The organism is Vibrio sp. D173a (assembly GCF_030248475.1).
Genome location: NZ_JAHGAH010000556.1, coordinates 1 through 736 on the forward strand (window position 1 = coordinate 1; position 736 = coordinate 736).

The window sequence follows — 736 nt, forward strand, 5'->3', positions numbered from 1 at the left end:
GGGCGTTAAGAATGTCGGCGGTTTTGTCGCTTCGCAAGCCAATAAGCACCAGAGCCACTTTGCGCAGGTACTAACCGAAGAGTGGAAGATTGCACCAGCCCCGCTAGAGATTGCGCACTTCTGTGATCAGGTTGATGACGTCAAAAGTGCCACAGCGCGCCTTGAGGCCAAGCTGAATACTCTACTGGAGAAAGCATGACGCCGGCAGAACTGAAACGTCTTTATCACATTATCAAGGTACACTTGGAGTATGGCCTTGATGAATTGATGCCAGAGCACCAATTGACTAAAGCGCCATTGTTGGCTCGAAAGTCACTGTTTTGGCTTAAAAATCGTCATCAAGATAAGGAACTCGGCCATCGTCTGCGCCTTGCACTGCAAGAGCTTGGCCCTGTGTGGATCAAGTTTGGTCAGATGATGTCGACGCGTCGCGATCTGTTTCCTCCTCACATTGCCGATCAGTTAGCTTTGCTGCAAGACCAAGTTGCCCCGTTTGACGGCGAGTTGGCGAAGCGCGATATGGAGAAGGCGCTAGGCGGCAGTTTAGATAACTGGTTTACCGACTTTGATATTAAGCCACTGGCATCGGCTTCGATTGCACAGGTGCATACGGCAAAACTGAAAGATTCGGGTCGAGAGGTGGTACTTAAGGTAATTCGCCCTGATATTCGCCCTGTGATTGATGAAGATATAAACCTGATGCACCGAATGGCGAGTATAGTCGCCAAGTCGCTTC

The 736-nt window shown here is 50.1% G+C and carries 1 protein-coding gene and 1 pseudogene; both read left to right on the forward strand.

The window, feature by feature from the left end; genetic code table 11:
* Positions 1-199: pseudogene (locus tag KIV40_RS27495) on the forward strand (hypothetical protein); the annotation flags it as partial.
* Positions 196-736, forward strand: a 541-nt coding sequence (locus tag KIV40_RS27500; protein ID WP_285352380.1) for an AarF/UbiB family protein, incomplete at its 3' end; no start/stop codon positions are given. The pseudogene KIV40_RS27495 and the gene KIV40_RS27500, both read left to right, overlap by 4 nt.